The sequence below is a fragment of the Streptomyces diastatochromogenes genome, assembly GCF_002242805.1.
In the GTDB taxonomy this organism is placed as follows: Bacteria; Actinomycetota; Actinomycetes; order Streptomycetales; family Streptomycetaceae; genus Streptomyces; species Streptomyces diastatochromogenes.
The window spans coordinates 1-450 of sequence record NZ_MCGQ01000116.1 but is presented as its reverse complement, the minus strand read 5'-3'; the positions used below and the strand labels follow the sequence as shown (position 1 = coordinate 450).

Annotated in this window: 1 protein-coding gene; it reads left to right on the top strand. The window is 72.0% G+C overall.

The window, feature by feature from the left end:
* The coding region (locus BEK98_RS46590; protein ID WP_425276669.1) for a 2-keto-4-pentenoate hydratase at positions 1-450 on the top strand (450 nt) is incomplete at both ends.

Here is a 450-nt window from a genome sequence, read left to right as displayed (position 1 = left end):
CGTACGCGGACCTGACGCTCGCCGACGCCTACGAGATCCAGCTGCTGCAGATCCGCCGCCGGGTGGCCGACGGCGCGCGGATCAAGGGTCACAAGGTCGGCCTGTCGTCCCCCGCCATGCAGCGGCAGATGGGCGTGGACCAGCCGGACTACGGCCACCTGCTGGACGACATGTTCTGGCTGGAGAACGCCCCCGTGCCGGCCTCCCGGTTCCTGCAGCCCCGGGTGGAACCGGAGATCGCCTTCGTGCTCAAACGGTCCCTGGCCGGCCCGGGCGTCACGGTCGCGGAGGCCGCCGCGGCCGTGGACTTCGTCCTGCCGGCCCTGGAACTCATCGACTCGCGCATCCGCGAGTGGCGCATCGGCATCGTCGACACCATCGCCGACAACGCCTCCTCGGGCGGAGTCGTCCTGGGCAGCACCCCGGCCCGGCTCGCCGACGTCGACCTGC